Origin of the sequence: Streptomyces chilikensis, from assembly GCF_001642695.1 — a bacterium.
Classification (GTDB): Bacteria; Actinomycetota; Actinomycetes; order Streptomycetales; family Streptomycetaceae; genus Streptomyces; species Streptomyces chilikensis.
Window position 1 is genome coordinate 2,987,690 of record NZ_LWCC02000005.1, and the last position, 15,361, is coordinate 3,003,050.

A 15,361-nucleotide genomic window follows, 5' to 3' on the forward strand; every position below is an offset into this window, starting at 1 on the left:
CCCGGCCGTCCACGACTCCGTCCGGCCCCCTGTTCGTTAAACGGACGGTCAAATCTTCTGAGCGGACACGGCGTGCATGAGGACAGAAAGGTTCAATTCGGACACTTCGACCTCGTGTCTATGCGGTGCGTCACAGCTTGTCCGGTTCTGTCTCTCTACCTTTGGGGAAGCCTCTTCCCCCGGCGGACGCCACCCCTGTCCGTCGGGCGGCGCCACCCTGCCGGCCGACCGCCGGCAGCGGAGAGAACTCCCCCCTGGCCCCCGCAGCGGGGCATGCACCGCCCGGCCCGGGTCATACGTCGACGACGACACGTGACGGGCCGGTTCTTTGGAGAAAGGCGCACCACCATGACCTCATCGCAGGTCGCGAGCAACCACGACGGCAGTGAGGCCGTGCGCGGCGACGCCCCCGAGGAGGGGTACGAGCGAGGGCTCGGCAGCCGGCAGGTCCAGATGATCGCCATCGGCGGCGCCATCGGCGTCGGCCTCTTCCTGGGAGCCGGGGCGAACATCGCCAAGGCCGGCCCCTCCCTGATCCTGATGTACGCCCTCGCCGGCGTGATCATCTTCTTCATCATGCGGGCGCTCGGCGAGCTCCTGCTCTACCGCCCCGTCTCGGGCTCCTTCGCGGAGTACTCCCGGGAGTTCGTCGGCCCGTTCGCCGGTTACTTCACCGGATGGACGTACTGGCTGATGTGGGTGGTCACCGGCATGGCCGAGCTGACGGCCGCCGCCATCTACATCCACTACTGGTTCCCGGGGATCCCGCAGTGGGTCTCGGCGCTGGTCTTCCTGGTCGTCCTCTTCGGCGCCAACCTGATCTCCGTCAAGCTCTTCGGCGAGATCGAGTTCTGGTTCTCGATGGTCAAGGTCACCGCCATCATCGGCATGATCGTGATCGGCCTCGGCGTGCTGACCTTCGGCTTCAGCGCCGCGGGCGACACCGCCCAGGTCTCCAACCTGTGGGCCTTCGACGGCTTCTTCCCCAACGGCATCGGCTCGTCCCTGATGACCCTGCAGGGCGTCATGTTCGCCTACCTGGCGGTCGAACTGGTCGGCGTCACCGCCGGTGAGTCGGAGAACCCCGAGAAGACCCTGCCCAAGGCGATCAACACCCTGCCGTGGCGCATCGCCCTCTTCTACGTGGGCGCCCTGACCGTCATCCTGTGCGTGGTCAGGTGGACCGAGTTCGCGCCCGACGTGAGCCCGTTCGTCGCCGCCTTCGCCAAGATCGGCATCCCGGCCGGCGCGGCCATCGTCAACTTCGTGGTGCTGACCGCGGCCCTGTCGTCCTGCAACTCCGGCATGTACTCCACCGGCCGCATGCTGCGCACCCTGGCGGACAACGGCGAGGCCCCCAGGGTCTTCACCAAGCTCTCCTCCACCAGGACCCCGGCCGTCGGCATCGCCGTCTCGGTGCTGCTCATGGGCATCGGCGTGGTCCTGAACTACGTCGTCCCGGAGAAGGCCTTCGGCTACGTCACCTCCGTCGCCACCGCGGCCGGCATCTGGACCTGGCTGATGATCTGCGTCAGCCACGTGCTCTACCGCCGCGCCGTCGTCGCCGGCCGTGTCCCCGCCTCGTCCTTCCCGGCGCCGGGCGGCTCGGTCTGCAGCTGGATCGCCATCGCCTTCCTGCTGATGGTGACCGTGATGATCGCGCTGAGCCCCGACGCCCGGATCTGCCTGTACGTGATGGCCGGCTGGGCCGTCGCGCTGGGCATCGGGTGGAGGGTCCTGAAGGCCCGCTCGCCCGAGGTCACGCGGCGCCGCGAGCCCGCCCTGGACAAGGTCGGCTGACCCGGCCGGCCCGCCCGGTCCCGCATTCCGGCCCCGCCGTCTCGCCACGCGAGAGGGCGGGGCCGCCGGCGTACCGGTACGACATATCCTGCCGCCATGCTGACCATCACCCAGGCCCTCGTGGACCAGATCGTCGAGCACGCCCGCCGGGACCACCCGGACGAGGCGTGCGGCGTCGTCGCCGGCCCGGTGGGCTCCGGCCGGCCGGAGCGCTTCGTCCCCATGCTGAACGCGGCCCGGTCGCCCACCTTCTACGAGTTCGACAGCCAGGACCTGCTGAAGCTCTACCGGGACATGGACGACCGCGACGAGGAACCGGTCGTCATCTACCACTCCCACACCGCCACCGAGGCCTACCCCTCGCGCACCGACATCTCCTACGCCAACGAGCCCGGCGCCCACTACGTCCTGGTCTCCACGGCCGACGCCGACGGCCTGGGCGAGTTCCAGTTCCGGTCGTACCGGATCGTCGAGGGCGAGGTCACCGAGGAGCCGGTCCACATCGTCGACGCCTACCCGGCGGCCTGACCTGCGGATCCGGCCCGTGTCCGCATGGTGGCCCCGGCCGCCCGCAGGGTGAGACGTGCTGTCGGTCCGGTCTGCGGGAATCGATACGATGCCCGCATGGTTCTCCACGACGTGAGCGAAAAGACGCCGGGCGCCCAGCTGCTCGTCGCGCGGCTGCACGTCGACCTGTGCCGCCTGAACAGCGCCCTCTGTCCGCGCTGACCGCGCGTGGCCGCCCCGGGCGGCCCGGAGGCCCCCGCCGGGGCCGCCGCCCCCGACCGCCACGGGCCGCAGCCCCCGGCAGCAGACCGCGGCAGCGAACCCGCAGCACAGCCAAAGCCCGCCGCACCACCATCCGACAGGAGCCCTGACATGGCCATCGAGGTCCGCATCCCCACCATCCTCCGCCAGTACACCGACGGGCAGAAGGCCGTCGAGGGCTCCGGTGAGACCCTCGGCGCCCTCATCACGGACCTCGAGTCCCGTCACCCCGGCATCCAGGCGCGCATCGTCGACGGCGACCAGCTCCGCCGCTTCGTGAACGTGTACCTCAACGACGAGGACGTCCGCTTCCTCGAGGGCATCGACACCAAGCTCTCCGACGGCGACAGCATCACCATCCTCCCGGCCGTGGCCGGCGGAATGGCCTGAGCGGCCGGGTCAGCGGCGACATGCGTTACGACTCCCCGATCGCGGCGGTGGGCGACACCCCCCTGGTGCGCCTGCCGCGGCTCTCCCCTTCCGAGAACGTCCGCGTCTGGGCGAAGCTGGAGGACCGCAACCCGACCGGCTCGATCAAGGACCGCCCCGCGCTCCACATGATCGAGCAGGCCGAGAAGGACGGCCGCCTCACGCCCGGCTGCACCATCCTGGAGCCGACCTCCGGGAACACCGGCATCTCGCTCGCCATGGCGGCCAAGCTCAAGGGCTACCGGATCGTCTGCGTGATGCCGGAGAACACCTCGCAGGAACGGCGCGACCTGCTGGCCATGTGGGGCGCGGAGATCATCCCGAGCCCGGCCGCGGGCGGCTCCAACACCGCCGTGCGGATGGCCAAGGAACTCTCCGACCAGCACCCCGACTGGGTGATGCTGTACCAGTACGGCAACCCGGACAACGCGGGCGCCCACTACGCCACCACCGGCCCGGAGATCCTCGCCGACCTCCCCTCGATCACCCACTTCGTCGCGGGCCTCGGCACCACCGGCACCCTGATGGGCGTCGGCCGCTACCTGCGCGAGCACAAGCCGGACGTGAGGATCGTCGCCGCCGAGCCGCGCTACGACGACCTGGTCTACGGCCTGCGCAACCTCGACGAGGGCTTCGTGCCCGAGCTGTACGACGCCTCGGTGCTGACCACCCGCTTCTCGGTGGGTTCCGCCGACGCGGTCATGCGCACCCGGGAGCTGCTCCAGTTCGAGGGCATCTTCGCCGGCATCTCCACCGGCGCCGCCCTGCACGCCGCCATCGGCGTCGGGAAGAAGGCGCTCAAGGCGGGCGAGGAGGCCGACATCGTCTTCGTGGTCGCCGACGGCGGCTGGAAGTACCTGTCGACCGGCGTCTACACGGCGGCCACCACCGACGAGGCGGTCGAGACGCTCCAGGGCCAGCTCTGGGCCTGACCCCGCTCCTCCCGCGCGCCCGGACCCGCCGGACGGGTCCGCGCGCCGCGCACCGCACGGCGGCCGGCGTCCCCTTCGAGGGGTGCCGGCCGCCGTCGTGCGCTCCCCATGCGCCCCTTGTGCCCCACCACCAGCCGAACCGGTGACAAGGCAGGTGAGTTCCCCCACAACGGAGCCTCGGCGAGGAGCCACGGGCCTCCTGGCGGCTTAGTCTCGACGGACCGCACGAGCCCCGTCGTCCCACCCCCCGCCAACGGAGGTTCCCGCTCCATGAAGCTCACCGTCGTCGGCTGCTCGGGGTCGTTCCCCTCCACGGAATCGGCCTGTTCGAGCTACCTCGTCGAGGCCGACGGCTTCCGGCTGCTCCTCGACATGGGCAACGGCGCCCTCGGCGAGCTGCAGCGTCACACCGGCCTGTACGACCTGGACGCGATCTTCCTCAGCCACCTGCACGCCGACCACTGCATCGACATGTGCGCCTACTTCGTGGTCCGGTACTACCGGCCGGACGGCGGACGCTGCGAGCCCGTCCCGGTCTTCGGGCCCGAGGGCACCGAGCACCACCTCACCACCGCGCACGCCGACACGCCCTCGGCCAGCTCGATGAGCGAGGTCTTCGACTTCCACACGGTCAAGCCCGGCACCTTCGAGATCGGGCCGTTCACCGTGCACACCGAGCTGATGGCGCACCCCGTCGAGGCGTACGGCATCCGCGTCGAGCACGACGGCCGGTCGCTGACCTACTCCGGCGACACCGGGCCCTGCCCGGCGCTGGAGGAGCTCGCCCGGGACACCGACCTCTTCCTCTGCGAGGCCGCGTTCGCCGACGGCCGGGAGGAGATCCCCGACCTGCACCTCAACGGCCGCCAGGCCGGCGAGGTCGCCGGGCGCGCCGGGGCCCGCAGGCTGGTCCTCACCCACATCGCGCCCTGGACCGACCCCCAGGCCAACCTGGCCGCCGCCGCGGCGGTCTACCCGGGGCCGGTGGAGCTGGCGAGGGCCGGCGCCGTCTACGACATCTGACGCGACGGGCCGGCCGACGGACCGGCGGGCCGGCGGGCCGCCCCGGGCACCGGTCAGGGCGTGCAGACCTTCGCCAGCTCCGCGGACGCGTCGGTGACCGGCGTGATGTCGGGCGTGGCGTCCCCGCCCTCGACGGCCTTGCGGACCTGGTCCACACCGGACTGCAGGTCGCCGACCGCCTTGCCGACGTCGGCGTCGCCGGTGGACTTGTCGAGCTCGGCCAGGTTCTGGTCGATCGACGCCAGCGACTCCTCGAGCCGCGTCGGGTCGTTGCTCGCGGCGTCCACCGCCTGCTGGAGCTCCGCCACGCTGTCGGATATGGCCGCGGCCGTCCGCGCGCAGTCCACAGCTGTGGACAGCGCGTCGCAGCCGGTGGTCAGCAGGGCGGCCAAGGCCACTGCGGCCACCGCCGCCGGAACCCTCTTCGCGGCACGCGCCGCGGGAGCAGACATGGAAACCGGTCCTCCTTCTCGGGGAGCCGGAACGCACGACGGCCGCCGCACGTCCCCACACATCAGGACGCGCGGCGGCCGGGCGGAGTTCCCAGGTGCGGGTCCGCCCCCCTAAAGGGTGATCTCCAGCGCCGCGCGCTGGGCCGCGGCCAGGTCGCCGCAGCCGGCCACCGCCAGGTCCAGCAGCGCGTTCAGCTCCTCGCGGGCGAACGGTTCGGCCTCCGCGGTGCCCTGCACCTCGACGAAGCGGCCGTCGCCGGTGCACACCACGTTCATGTCCGTCTCGGCGCGCACGTCCTCCTCGTAGCAGAGGTCCAGCAGCGGCACCCCGGCCACGATGCCCACCGACACCGCCGCCACCGTGCCGGTCAGCGGCTGCCGGCCGGCCTTCACCAGCTTCTTCCCCCGCGCCCACGCCACCGCGTCGGCCAGCGCGACGTACGCGCCGGTGATCGCCGCGGTGCGGGTGCCGCCGTCGGCCTGGAGCACGTCGCAGTCCAGCACGACCGTGTTCTCGCCCAGCGCCTTGAAGTCGACCACCGCGCGCAGCGAACGGCCGATCAGGCGGCTGATCTCGTGCGTCCGGCCGCCGATGCGGCCCTTCACGGCCTCGCGGTCCCCGCGGGTGTTGGTGGCGCGCGGCAGCATCGAGTACTCGGCGGTGACCCAGCCCTCGCCGCTGCCCTTGCGCCAGCGCGGCACGCCCTCGGTGACCGAGGCGGTGCAGAAGACCTTGGTGTCGCCGAAGGAGACGAGGACGGAGCCCTCCGCGTGCTTGCTCCACCCCCGCTCGATGGTCACCGGGCGGAGCTGGTCGGGGGTACGGCCGTCGATACGAGACATGTGCCCGAGCCTAGCCGCCCCGTACGCGTCGCCCGGACGGACGGCGGCGATACTGGTCCCCATGACCCGCATCGTCCTCGCCACCCGCAACGCCGGGAAGATCACCGAACTCCGCGCCATCCTCGCCGAGGCGGGCCTCACGCACGAACTCGTCGGCGCCGAGGAGTTCCCCGAGGTGCCCGACGTCAAGGAGACCGGCGTCACCTTCGCCGAGAACGCGCTGCTCAAGGCGCACGCGCTGGCGCGGGCCACCGGCCTGCCCGCGGTCGCCGACGACTCCGGCCTGTGCGTCGACGTGCTGAACGGGGCGCCCGGCATCTTCTCCGCCCGCTGGGCCGGCCGCCACGGCGACGACCGGGCCAACCTCGACCTCCTCCTCGCCCAGCTCGCCGACATCGCCGAGGAGCACCGGGGCGCCCACTTCGCCTGCGCGGCGGCGCTGGCGCTGCCGGACGGAACCGAGCGCGTCGTCGAGGGCCGGCTGGAGGGCGTCCTGCGCCACGCCCCGGCGGGCTCCCACGGCTTCGGCTACGACCCGGTCCTCCAGCCCGCCGGCGAGAGCCGCACCTGCGCGGAGCTCACCCCCGACGAGAAGAACGCCATCAGCCACCGCGGCAAGGCCTTCCGGGCCCTGGCCCCGGTGGTCCGCGACCTGCTGGGCTGACGCCACGTCAGGAGGGGCCGCGCGCCGTCGCACCGACGACGGGGCGCGGCCCCTTCCGGTCACGGGCGCCCGGCGGTCAGGACCAGCCGTTGTCGTCCTGCAGCGTGTACGTCCCGGGCACCTCGCCGAGGGTCACGGCGCCGCTCGCGAAGACGGCTCCAGAAGCGCTGGAGGCGGCACCGGAGAAGCTGGACGCCATCGCGGGGGCGGCGATAATTGACCCGAGTGCGGCGGCGGAACCGGCGACGACCAGGGCGATACGGGAAGAGATGGACCGCATGACGTCAATCCTTTTCTCAGGGGGCCTGGTGTCCTCACGCAGGCCTGCTTCGCTGTGTGTTCCCGACCGATCGGGGTGGGGCCTCGCGTCGACTGCCCGGCGCGGCGCCTGAATCCAGAGTGCCCCGCTGGAGGAACGCTGGGGAGTCGCTCCGCCTGCGGTGTTCACGCCTGTCGCAAACACGAAGGGGGGACTACGCACGTGGAGGACAACGAGGAACACGGACCGGCCGCCGAACTGACGCCGGCCGGGATGCGGCTCTACCGGTTCGCCGCGGGACTGCCGTCGTGCACGCCGGAGGAGGCGGCGGCCGGGGCCGCACTGACCGGGGAGGAGCTCGACGCGGCCGTCCGCCGGCTGGAGGAACTCAGGCTGCTGCGCCGCGACGCGGACGACCCGGAACGGCTCGTCGCCGTGTCGCCGCAGTTCGCGGCGGGTCAGGCGCTGGGCCCGCTGGAGCGGCGCATACGGGAGCAGACCGAGGACGTCGAGCGCATGCGCGCCGCCTTCGTCGGGCTGACCCCCTACTACGAGGCGGGCCAGGAACGCCAGCAGAGCAAGGCGGTGGAACTGCTGACCGACCTCGGTGACGTGCGCCGGCTGATCGACGAGCTCGCCGACAGCTGCCGGACCGAGGCGCTGCACGTGCAGCCGGGCGGCGCGCGGGATCCCGAGGCGCTGGCGAAGGCGCGCGGCAGCATGGGGCGGATGCTCGCCCGGGGCGTCAGCAGCCGCACCATCTACCAGCATCCGGCGCGCTACAGCCCGCACACCGTGGAGTTCGCGGAGTGGATGATGGAGCGCGGCGCGGAGGTCCGCACCCTCGCCGACGGTCCGGACCGGATGCTCATCTACGACCGCAAGACGGCCGTGGTCAGCGTCCAGGGCAACTCCGCCCACGCCCTCGTGGTGTACGAGCCCAACCTGGTGGCGTTCATGGTGGCCTCGTTCGAGACGGCGTGGCGCGCGGCGGACCCCTTCCCCGTCGGATTCGACCGGGAGTGGGCCAAGCAGGTCTCCGACGACCTGCGGCACTCGATCGTGCGGCTGCTGACGGAGGGTCTGGACGACAAGGCCATCTCGCGCCGGCTGGGCATGTCGGTGCGCACCGTGCAGCGGCACGTGTCCGAGATCATGCGCACCCTGGAGGCCAGGAGCCGCTTCCAGTCCGGCTACCTGGTGGGGCTCGAGGAGGCCGGGGCGTCCGCCCGGGCGGCCGCCGTCGTCACCACTGCGTGACCGTCCTGGCGGGCCGCAGCGAGGACCGGCTGTGGCCCACGGTCAGGGCGCGCACCACCTCGGGCGTGATCCGGCCCTCGGTCAGGCTGTCCAGCACCTCGCCGAGGGCCGCCGCCAGTTCCAGGGCCTCGTCCTCGGGCCGCGTCCACCCGAGGGCGGACGCCGGCTCGACCCAGGTGAGCCCCCGGACGGACGGTTCGGGGAGCGTCATGACGAACTCGTGCGCGACCGCCCAGGGGCCGGCGGGCGGCCGGGTCACCCACCAGTGCGCGGAGTGCGGTCCCGCGTCCTCGAACGGGGGGACCGGCGGGGCCAGCAGCCGCGGGTCCCGGCCGGTCAGCCGCCGCACCGCGCGCCGGGCCTGCTCGCCCGGGTCGCCCGCCTCCTCCAGCGGCCCGCCCGGCAGCCGGGGAGGCACGTCGGCGACCAGGCCGAGCAGCCAGGGCCCCGGCCGGCCGGAGCGGGTCGGGCGGCGGGCGTACACGTAGTCGCGGTGGCCCCTGTCGTGGTTCACGCCGGCCGCCGTGAGGACAGGGACAGCAGCACCAGGGCGAGGTTCACGCCCGGGCGGCCCAGTTCGTGGCGGTAGCGGTCGATCATCCGGTTCTCCTCGGCCAGCGACGTGCGGGACCCGCCCGCGGACGCCCTGGCCCCGGCGAGCTCTCCGGCCATGTCGGCGCGACGGCCGACGAGGGCGATGATCTCCCGGTCGAGGGCGGCGATGTCTTCGGACACAGGATGCTCCAATCGGTGCGTGCGTGCATGTGGGGGGGGCAGTGGGTGCGCGTGGGTGGCCGGCGTGCCGGGTGCCGCGCGCGGACGGGCCGTTTGGCGGCCCGTCAGGCCGTCCGCGCCATGTCGGTCCGGGCGGGCGCGGCGTCCCGGGTCACGGCCCGGGCGCCGCGGCGCAGGGTGGTGAGGGTGACGAGGGCGCACAGGGCGGCGAGCGGGAGCCACACCCAGGCGGGTTCGCCGAGGCCGATGAGCCCGACGCCGATGGACGGGCCGAGGAACATGCCGACGCCCATCATCGAGTTGCACAGGGCGCTGGCCCGGGTCAGCTCCCGCTCGGGAACCTTGGAGATGAGCCAGGGGTGGAAGGAGCAGGAGTAGGCGCACTCGCCCAGGGCGAAGAAGACGGCGTACAGCAGCAGGCCGGCGAGCTGCACGGGGGCGGGCCCGAAACCGGCCAGGCCGGCCAGGACGAAGCCGGCGACCCACAGGCCGACGGCGATGCGCAGGCCGAGCTCCTCCGGACGGTTCTCCAGCCACCGGGTGACGTGGCGCTGGGCGAGCACGATGACGGCGACGTTGAGCGTGAGCATCAGGGAGATCCAGCCGATGCCGGTGTCCATGAGCTGGTCGGCGACGAGCGGCGCGGTCGCCTCGAACTGGCTGTAGCCGATCAGGTAGGCGCCGAACTGGAAGAGCGCGACGGCCATCGAGGCGCGGATCAGCGCGCCCGCGCCGAAGGCCGCGGCGGGCCTGCCCGCCGCCGTGCCGCCGGGGCCCTGCGGGCCGGTGGCGTCCGGCTCCCCGGTGTCCTCCGCGGTCTCCTCGGGGACCGACGGCACCCCGCGGGCGAGCCAGAGGGCCAGCGCGACGGGGAGGTATCCGGCGGCGTTGGCGACGAGCAGCCAGACGATGGCGTCGCGGGAGAAGACGGTGAGGAGGAGGCCGGCCAGCAGCGAACCGGCCGCGAGGGTGGCGTTGAGGATCTGGTACCGCCGGGCGAAGACCGCTCGGCGCTCCTCCGGCGGTACCAGGGAGTTGACGATCGGGATGATGGCGGCCATGAAGCAGCCCTGGCCGGCGCCGCCGAGGACGGCCGCGGTCGCGGTGGCGGCCACGGTGGAGGCGTCGGTGAGCACCAGGAAGCAGCCCAGCCACAGCACCAGGCCCCCGATGCCCAGGGCGTGCCGGGGGATCCGTGCCGACGTCGCGGTGAGCAGCAGCGAGACCGCGAGGTTGGCCACCCCGGAGACGCCGTAGTAGACGGCGACCCCGGGCGTGCCGATGTCCGGCTGCCCGGCCAGGTGGATCCCGATGAACGGGAACACCATGCCGTAGCAGAACGACGAGAGGCCGTGCAGGAACAGGATGCGGTTGACCGACCGGCGGCGCAGCGCGGCCAGGGCGTCGCGCGCCGGCGCCGCCGGTACGGATTCCGTGGGGGTCATGAGGGTGCTCGCTTTCCGTCAGTCGCCGGCCACGAGGGCGAGGACGCGCGCGGGGCTGCCGGAGCCGCCGACGATGGGCAGGGGCGCGGCGATCAGCAGGGCGCCCTGCGGGGGCAGCCGGTGCAGGTTGCGCAGCTGGGTGAGGCCGTACTTGTCGGCGCCGTGGAAGTACCAGTGGCAGGGGTAGGGCTGGTCCTCGAACTCCCCGGCCAGGCCGGCGTCGGTGCCGACGGTCTCGACCCCGATGCCGACCAGCGGCGTCTCCTGGGCCAGCCACTTGGCGCACTCGGGGGCGATGCCCGGCGTGTGCCGTCCGTTGAGGAACTTCTCGGGGTCGTCCTGGCGGCTCTCCCATCCGGTGCGGTAGAGCAGCCAGCCCTGGTCGGGGAGCGGGCCGTGCTCCTCCTGCCACGCCTCGACGTGGTGGCGGCGCAGCAGGAAGTCCGGGTCCTCGGCGGCCTCCGCGGAGAAGTCCAGGACCGCGGCCGGCCCGAACAGGCGCCGCGGCGGGACCTGGGACACGTCGTCGTGGTCCTTGCCGGGGAGCCAGTGCACGGGGGCGTCGAAGTGGGTGCCGGTGTGCTCGGACAGGCGGATGTTGTTCCAGTAGACGGTGGGCCCGGCCTCGTCGTAGTGGCTGATGACCTCGCGCCGGAAGGGCCAGGGCTGGCCGCGGTCCGGCGGGAGCTGGATCAGCGGGGTCTCCTCGGAGAGGGGCGAGGTGAGGTCGACGACCTGGACGGAGCCGTCGGCGAGGGCGCCCAGCAGCGGGCCGAGAGCGGTCATGTCACTTCTCCGTGGGGTGCACGACGGTGGTCCAGTGGCTGTAGTCGGGGTGCTGTCCGCGCACCACCGCGTCGTACAGCTCCTGGAGCTTGCGGGTGGTCACGCCGGGCGCGCCGTCGCCGACGGGGATGCGGTCGACGCTGGTGACGGGGGCGAGTTCGGCGAGGGTGCCCGCGACGAACACCTCGTCGGCGGTGTAGAGCTCGGTGCGGTCGATCTCGCGGCGCTCCATCGGGATGCCGAGCTCCTTGGCGGCGATCTCGCCGACGGTGGCGACGGTGATGCCCTCGAGGACGCCGCTGGTGCCGGGCGGGGTGATGAGCTTGCCGTCGCGGAGCATCACCACGCAGGAGCCGGGGGCCTCGGAGACGCTGCCGCGCTGGTTGAGCAGCAGCGTGGTGTCGTAGCCGTTGCGGATGGCCTCGTGGTGGGCGAGGCGGCTGTTGTGGTAGTTGGCGCCGGCCTTGATGCGGGGCGGCATGCTGTCGTCGCTGATGCGCCGCCAGGAGGCGATGGTGGCGGCGAGACCGCCCTCGAAGCCGCGTCCGCGGGGGGCGCGGGTGGAGGTGATGTGGACGCCGGCGTCGTCGGTGTGGCTGAGCGGGTCGAAGTTGGGGCCCATGTTGAAGTACGAGACGACGCAGATGTGTACGTCCTCGTCGAAGGCGTTGGCCCGCAGGACGTCGACGACCCCCTGCTTGAGCTGCTCCTCGGTGAAGGGCACCTTCATGTGGAGGCTCTTCATGGAGCGCCCCAGGCGGGCCAGGTGCTCGTCGACGCGGAAGACGGCCAGGCCGTCCTGGCCGGGGCGGCGGTAGGCGCGCAGCCCCTCGAAGACGTTGGCGCCCCAGAAGGCGCCCTGGGAACGGGCGTGGACGGTGCAGTCCTGCCAGGCGACGATCTCGCCGTCGAGCCAGGCGTGGGTGGGCGGCAGCGGTGTGGTCATGTCGGACTCCAGTCGTTGCGGTGCGCGGCGCGCGGCGCGCGGGAAGGGGGGCGGGTCAGGCGGCGGCGACGACGCGGGCGGCGACGGACGGGGTCACGGCCTGGGCGCAGCGGGAGAGGGACGCGCCGAACCCCTCGGGGCGCGAGGCGTCGGGCAGCAGGGCGGCGATGTGGCCGTCAGGGCGGACGATCAGGCAGGACCCCTCGGCGGCCCGGTACGCGTGGCTGAGCACGCTGTCGCGGTCGCGGAGCACGGTGACGCCGGCGGGCATGTCCGACGCGTCGCCGGCCGTGGGCACGGCGCGCTCGCCCTCGCGCAGGACGACCACCAGGCGGGCGTCCAGGCCGCGGGTGTCGGCGAGGGCGCGCTCGGCGAACTCGCGGGCGGCCGCCCGGTCGGGGGCGAAGTACAGGCCGGTGAAGCCCTGCCCGTACAGCTCGCGGACGCGGCGGACGCCGGGCGCGGCGACGCGCGCGTCGGGGGCGAAGGATCCCAGCAGGGGGTGGCGGTCGGCGGACTCGACGACGGGGGAGGCGGTGTAGGTGTGCGGCTCGGCCATCTTGCCGCTGTTGACGCGGTCGCGGACGCGCTGGAAGGGGTGGGAGAGGGTGAGGAGCACCTTGCGGGCCCACCGGCGCGCCAGGGTGGGCGGCACCATGAACTTGATGGTGGCCTCGGTGACGGCGAGGTTCTCCTTGGCGGCGGCGTAGCGCTCGTCGTGGTAGGTGTCGAGGAGGCTGTCCTCGGCCTTGCCCTCCATGACCAGGGCCAGCTTCCAGGCGAGGTTGTCGGCGTCCTGGATGCCGCTGTTCATGCCGCGGGAGCCGTAGGGCGGCAGGGAGTGGGCGGAGTCGCCGGCGAAGAAGATCCGGCCGAGGCGGAACTTCTCGACGACCCGCTGGTGGAAGCGGTAGGTGGACACCCAGTCGATCTCGTAGTCGACGTCGCCGATGACGGCGCGGACCCGCCGGTCGAAGCGGCCGTCGGCGCGCTCGGCCTCGATGTCGGTCTCGGGGGCGAGCTGCCAGTCGATGCGCCAGATGTCGTTCGGCTGCGGGTGCATGACGAGCTGGCGGCCGGGGTTGAACGGCGGGTCGTAGTGGAAGTGGCGCTCCTTGGGCAGCGGCAGCTTCACCTTGAGGTCGGTGATGAGGAAGCGGTCCTTGTGGCTGTAGCCGGTCCACGCCACGCCGGTCATCTTGCGCATCGGGCTGCGGACGCCGTCGCAGGCGACGACGTACCGGCAGGTGTAGCTGCGGGGGCCGTCGGGGGTGTCGGCGGTGACGGTGACCGCGTCGTCGTCCTGGGAGACCGCGGTGATCTCGTGGGCCCAGTGGACCTCGGTGAGGGGGCTCTCCTGGATCTTCTCGAGCAGCAGCTGCTCGATGCGGAACTGCGAGATGTTGACGAAGGGCCCGTAGCCGATGCGGCGCGGGTACTCGGCGGCGCGTATCTCCTTGCCGCGCACGTAGGTGCGGGCGGTGGTCCAGGTGACGCCCTCGGCGCCGATGGTCTCGGCGCAGCCGAACTTGTCGAGGACCTCCAGGACGTCGCCCTGGATGAGGCAGGCCTTGGAGCCCTGCTTGCGCAGCTCGGGGTCGCGCTCGAAGAGGACGGACGGGATGCCGAAGGAGGCGAGACGGGCGGCGAGGGCCATGCCGACCGGGCCGGCTCCGACGATGCCCACGGGGATGAGGTTGCTGGTCATGCGGCTTCGTTCTCCGTCTTCATGAGGTGGGTGATGGTCCGCTCCGCGGTGTCCCCGGCGCCGGCGGTGTCGCCGGCGGTGTCCTTGACGGACCGGAAGACCGGGATGGTGCGGACGTGGCTCAGGTAGGGGGTGCCCTCGGTGTAGCCGGTGCCGGAGCGGGTGCCGAGCATCCGGACGGCGATCCGGTAGTGGGTCTGGCGCCAGCGGCGCAGCGCCGAGGCGAAGGTGAGCATCGCGGCGGTGAGCCGTTCGCGGTCGGCCGCGGTGAAGCGGCCGTCGTCGAGGGCGGTGGCGCAGGCGTCGTCGAGGGTGGGCTGGCCGTTCAGGATCCGCTCGCGGACCTCGGGGGTCGAGCGGTAGGCGGGGGAGTCCAGCCGGTCCCGGTCCGGGGTGCGGCACAGCGACTCGACGAGCTTGTAGTTGCGGGACTGGATGGCGCTGGCGCCCTCGGTGTACTCGCGGAAGGTGCGGAAGGACTCGATCTGCATCGTGGCGAGCAGCGAGAACAGCGGGGCCGACTCGGCGAGCGCGGTCTCCGCGACGGCCAGGTGGGCGACGGCCGGCCCGGTGCGGGCCGCGCCGAGGTCGCCGATCGCGGTCCGCAGGCTGAGGGCGAGCAGCGCGAAGGTCGTCTCGAAGGTCTGGAGCACCCTGATGAACATGTGCTCGTCGTGGGAGACGTAGACCGGCAGCATGCTCAGGCGCAGCACCCGGCGTTCGTGGTCGTCGAGCAGCTCGCCGTCGACGAACTCCCAGAGCTGGGCGGCCTGGGCGACCGGGTCCGCGGCGGTCAGCGGGTCGCCGTGGCCCAGCCGGGCCAGGGCCGGCCGGGCGACCCGCAGGGCCAGGCGGCAGCGCTTCTCCACCAGGCGGTCGTCGGGCCGCATCTCCGGGAGGAGGTCGGTGCGGCCCTCGACCGCGGCCAGTTCGAACCGGAGCAGGTCGGCGAGGAGCTGGACGACGAGCCGGTCGCGGCGGGCGCGGGCCGAGGCGGCGGCCCGCGGCCCGTCGTCGGCGGTGGGCAGGCCGAGGACCGACAGGGAGGTGTAGGTGGGGTAGTCGTAGCGGCCGTCCCACTTGTCGAGCGCGGTGTCGAGGAAGCGGGTGAGCAGCCCGTCCTCCTCGGCGGCGGCGTCGGCCTCGTCGGCGGTGGCCGCCTGGGCGAGCCGTTCGCGGGCCACCGCGAGGTCCTTGAGGAGCTGTTCGGAGACGAAGTGCTTGCCCACGCGGTGGTACTGGTCCACCACCGCGTCGTAGGGGAAGCGGCTCGGCACGGGATCGGTCAGCCAGTCGGTCAGTTCGTTCACG

The 15,361-nt window shown here is 72.7% G+C and carries 18 protein-coding genes; 8 read left to right on the forward strand and 10 right to left on the reverse strand.

Annotated features, from left to right (window positions below; all coding sequences use genetic code 11):
- Positions 1-348 precede the first annotated feature (348 nt).
- The 6 genes from A2U95_RS13360 (at position 349) to A2U95_RS13380 (ending at position 4,952) form a co-directional block, all read left to right on the forward strand.
- The gene (locus A2U95_RS13360; RefSeq protein ID WP_166022331.1) at positions 349-1,800 is read left to right on the forward strand and encodes an amino acid permease; all 1,452 of its coding nucleotides are present in this window, start codon (positions 349-351) and stop codon (positions 1,798-1,800) included.
- A 96-nt stretch (positions 1,801-1,896) separates the two neighbouring features.
- Positions 1,897-2,328: a M67 family metallopeptidase gene (locus tag A2U95_RS13365; protein WP_166022332.1), complete on the forward strand. Its 432-nt coding sequence runs from the start codon at positions 1,897-1,899 to the stop codon at positions 2,326-2,328.
- A gap of 96 nt (positions 2,329-2,424) precedes the next feature.
- Entirely contained in the window at positions 2,425-2,529 is a 105-nt protein-coding gene (locus tag A2U95_RS33555; protein ID WP_338104462.1) for a putative leader peptide, read from the forward strand.
- Positions 2,530-2,679: 150 nt separating this feature from the next.
- Positions 2,680-2,958 (forward strand): MoaD/ThiS family protein, encoded by a 279-nt coding sequence (locus A2U95_RS13370; RefSeq protein ID WP_166022333.1) that lies wholly within the window; start codon positions 2,680-2,682, stop codon positions 2,956-2,958.
- Positions 2,959-2,978: 20 nt separating this feature from the next.
- Positions 2,979-3,929: a PLP-dependent cysteine synthase family protein gene (locus A2U95_RS13375; RefSeq protein ID WP_166022334.1), complete on the forward strand. Its 951-nt coding sequence runs from the start codon at positions 2,979-2,981 to the stop codon at positions 3,927-3,929.
- 270 nt (positions 3,930-4,199) lie between these two features.
- Positions 4,200-4,952, forward strand: coding sequence for an MBL fold metallo-hydrolase (locus A2U95_RS13380; protein ID WP_166022335.1), 753 nt, complete (start codon positions 4,200-4,202; stop codon positions 4,950-4,952).
- 53 nt (positions 4,953-5,005) lie between these two features.
- Here A2U95_RS13380 and A2U95_RS13385 read toward each other — a convergent pair whose 3' ends face one another.
- Entirely contained in the window at positions 5,006-5,404 is a 399-nt protein-coding gene (locus A2U95_RS13385) for a hypothetical protein (protein ID WP_166022336.1), read from the reverse strand.
- A gap of 111 nt (positions 5,405-5,515) precedes the next feature.
- Positions 5,516-6,247: a ribonuclease PH gene (rph, locus tag A2U95_RS13390; RefSeq protein ID WP_166022337.1), complete on the reverse strand. Its 732-nt coding sequence runs from the start codon at positions 6,245-6,247 to the stop codon at positions 5,516-5,518.
- Between the two features lie 61 nt (positions 6,248-6,308).
- On the opposite strand from rph, the gene rdgB reads away from it, so the two are divergent.
- Positions 6,309-6,911, forward strand: a complete 603-nt coding sequence (gene rdgB, locus A2U95_RS13395) for an RdgB/HAM1 family non-canonical purine NTP pyrophosphatase (RefSeq protein WP_166022338.1) — start codon at positions 6,309-6,311, stop codon at positions 6,909-6,911.
- A gap of 76 nt (positions 6,912-6,987) precedes the next feature.
- Here rdgB and A2U95_RS13400 read toward each other — a convergent pair whose 3' ends face one another.
- The gene (locus A2U95_RS13400; protein WP_166022339.1) at positions 6,988-7,191 is read right to left on the reverse strand and encodes a hypothetical protein; all 204 of its coding nucleotides are present in this window, start codon (positions 7,189-7,191) and stop codon (positions 6,988-6,990) included.
- 201 nt (positions 7,192-7,392) lie between these two features.
- On the opposite strand from A2U95_RS13400, the gene A2U95_RS13405 reads away from it, so the two are divergent.
- Positions 7,393-8,430, forward strand: a complete 1,038-nt coding sequence (locus A2U95_RS13405) for a helix-turn-helix transcriptional regulator (RefSeq protein ID WP_166022340.1) — start codon at positions 7,393-7,395, stop codon at positions 8,428-8,430.
- Here A2U95_RS13405 and A2U95_RS13410 read toward each other — a convergent pair.
- The 7 genes from A2U95_RS13410 to A2U95_RS13440 all read right to left on the reverse strand — a co-directional run bounded on the left by A2U95_RS13410 (position 8,417) and on the right by A2U95_RS13440 (position 15,360).
- A complete protein-coding gene (locus A2U95_RS13410; RefSeq protein ID WP_166022341.1) occupies positions 8,417-8,944 on the reverse strand; it encodes a hypothetical protein in 528 nt (175 codons plus the stop codon). The genes A2U95_RS13405 and A2U95_RS13410 overlap by 14 nt on opposite strands.
- On the reverse strand, positions 8,941-9,165 hold the full coding sequence (locus tag A2U95_RS13415) for a chorismate mutase (protein ID WP_166022342.1): 225 nt from the start codon (positions 9,163-9,165) through the stop codon (positions 8,941-8,943). Before A2U95_RS13415 ends, A2U95_RS13410 begins: the two co-directional genes overlap by 4 nt.
- A gap of 104 nt (positions 9,166-9,269) precedes the next feature.
- Positions 9,270-10,610: an MFS transporter gene (locus A2U95_RS13420; protein WP_166022343.1), complete on the reverse strand. Its 1,341-nt coding sequence runs from the start codon at positions 10,608-10,610 to the stop codon at positions 9,270-9,272.
- A gap of 18 nt (positions 10,611-10,628) precedes the next feature.
- Entirely contained in the window at positions 10,629-11,396 is a 768-nt protein-coding gene (locus A2U95_RS13425) for a cyclase family protein (RefSeq protein ID WP_166022344.1), read from the reverse strand.
- A 1-nt stretch (position 11,397) separates the two neighbouring features.
- Positions 11,398-12,342, reverse strand: coding sequence for a branched-chain-amino-acid transaminase (gene ilvE, locus A2U95_RS13430; protein WP_166022345.1), 945 nt, complete (start codon positions 12,340-12,342; stop codon positions 11,398-11,400).
- 55 nt (positions 12,343-12,397) lie between these two features.
- Positions 12,398-14,050, reverse strand: a complete 1,653-nt coding sequence (locus tag A2U95_RS13435) for an FAD-dependent monooxygenase (protein WP_166022346.1) — start codon at positions 14,048-14,050, stop codon at positions 12,398-12,400.
- Positions 14,047-15,360 (reverse strand): tryptophan 2,3-dioxygenase, encoded by a 1,314-nt coding sequence (locus A2U95_RS13440; protein WP_240957309.1) that lies wholly within the window; start codon positions 15,358-15,360, stop codon positions 14,047-14,049. Before A2U95_RS13440 ends, A2U95_RS13435 begins: the two co-directional genes overlap by 4 nt.
- Position 15,361: the final 1 nt, after the last annotated feature.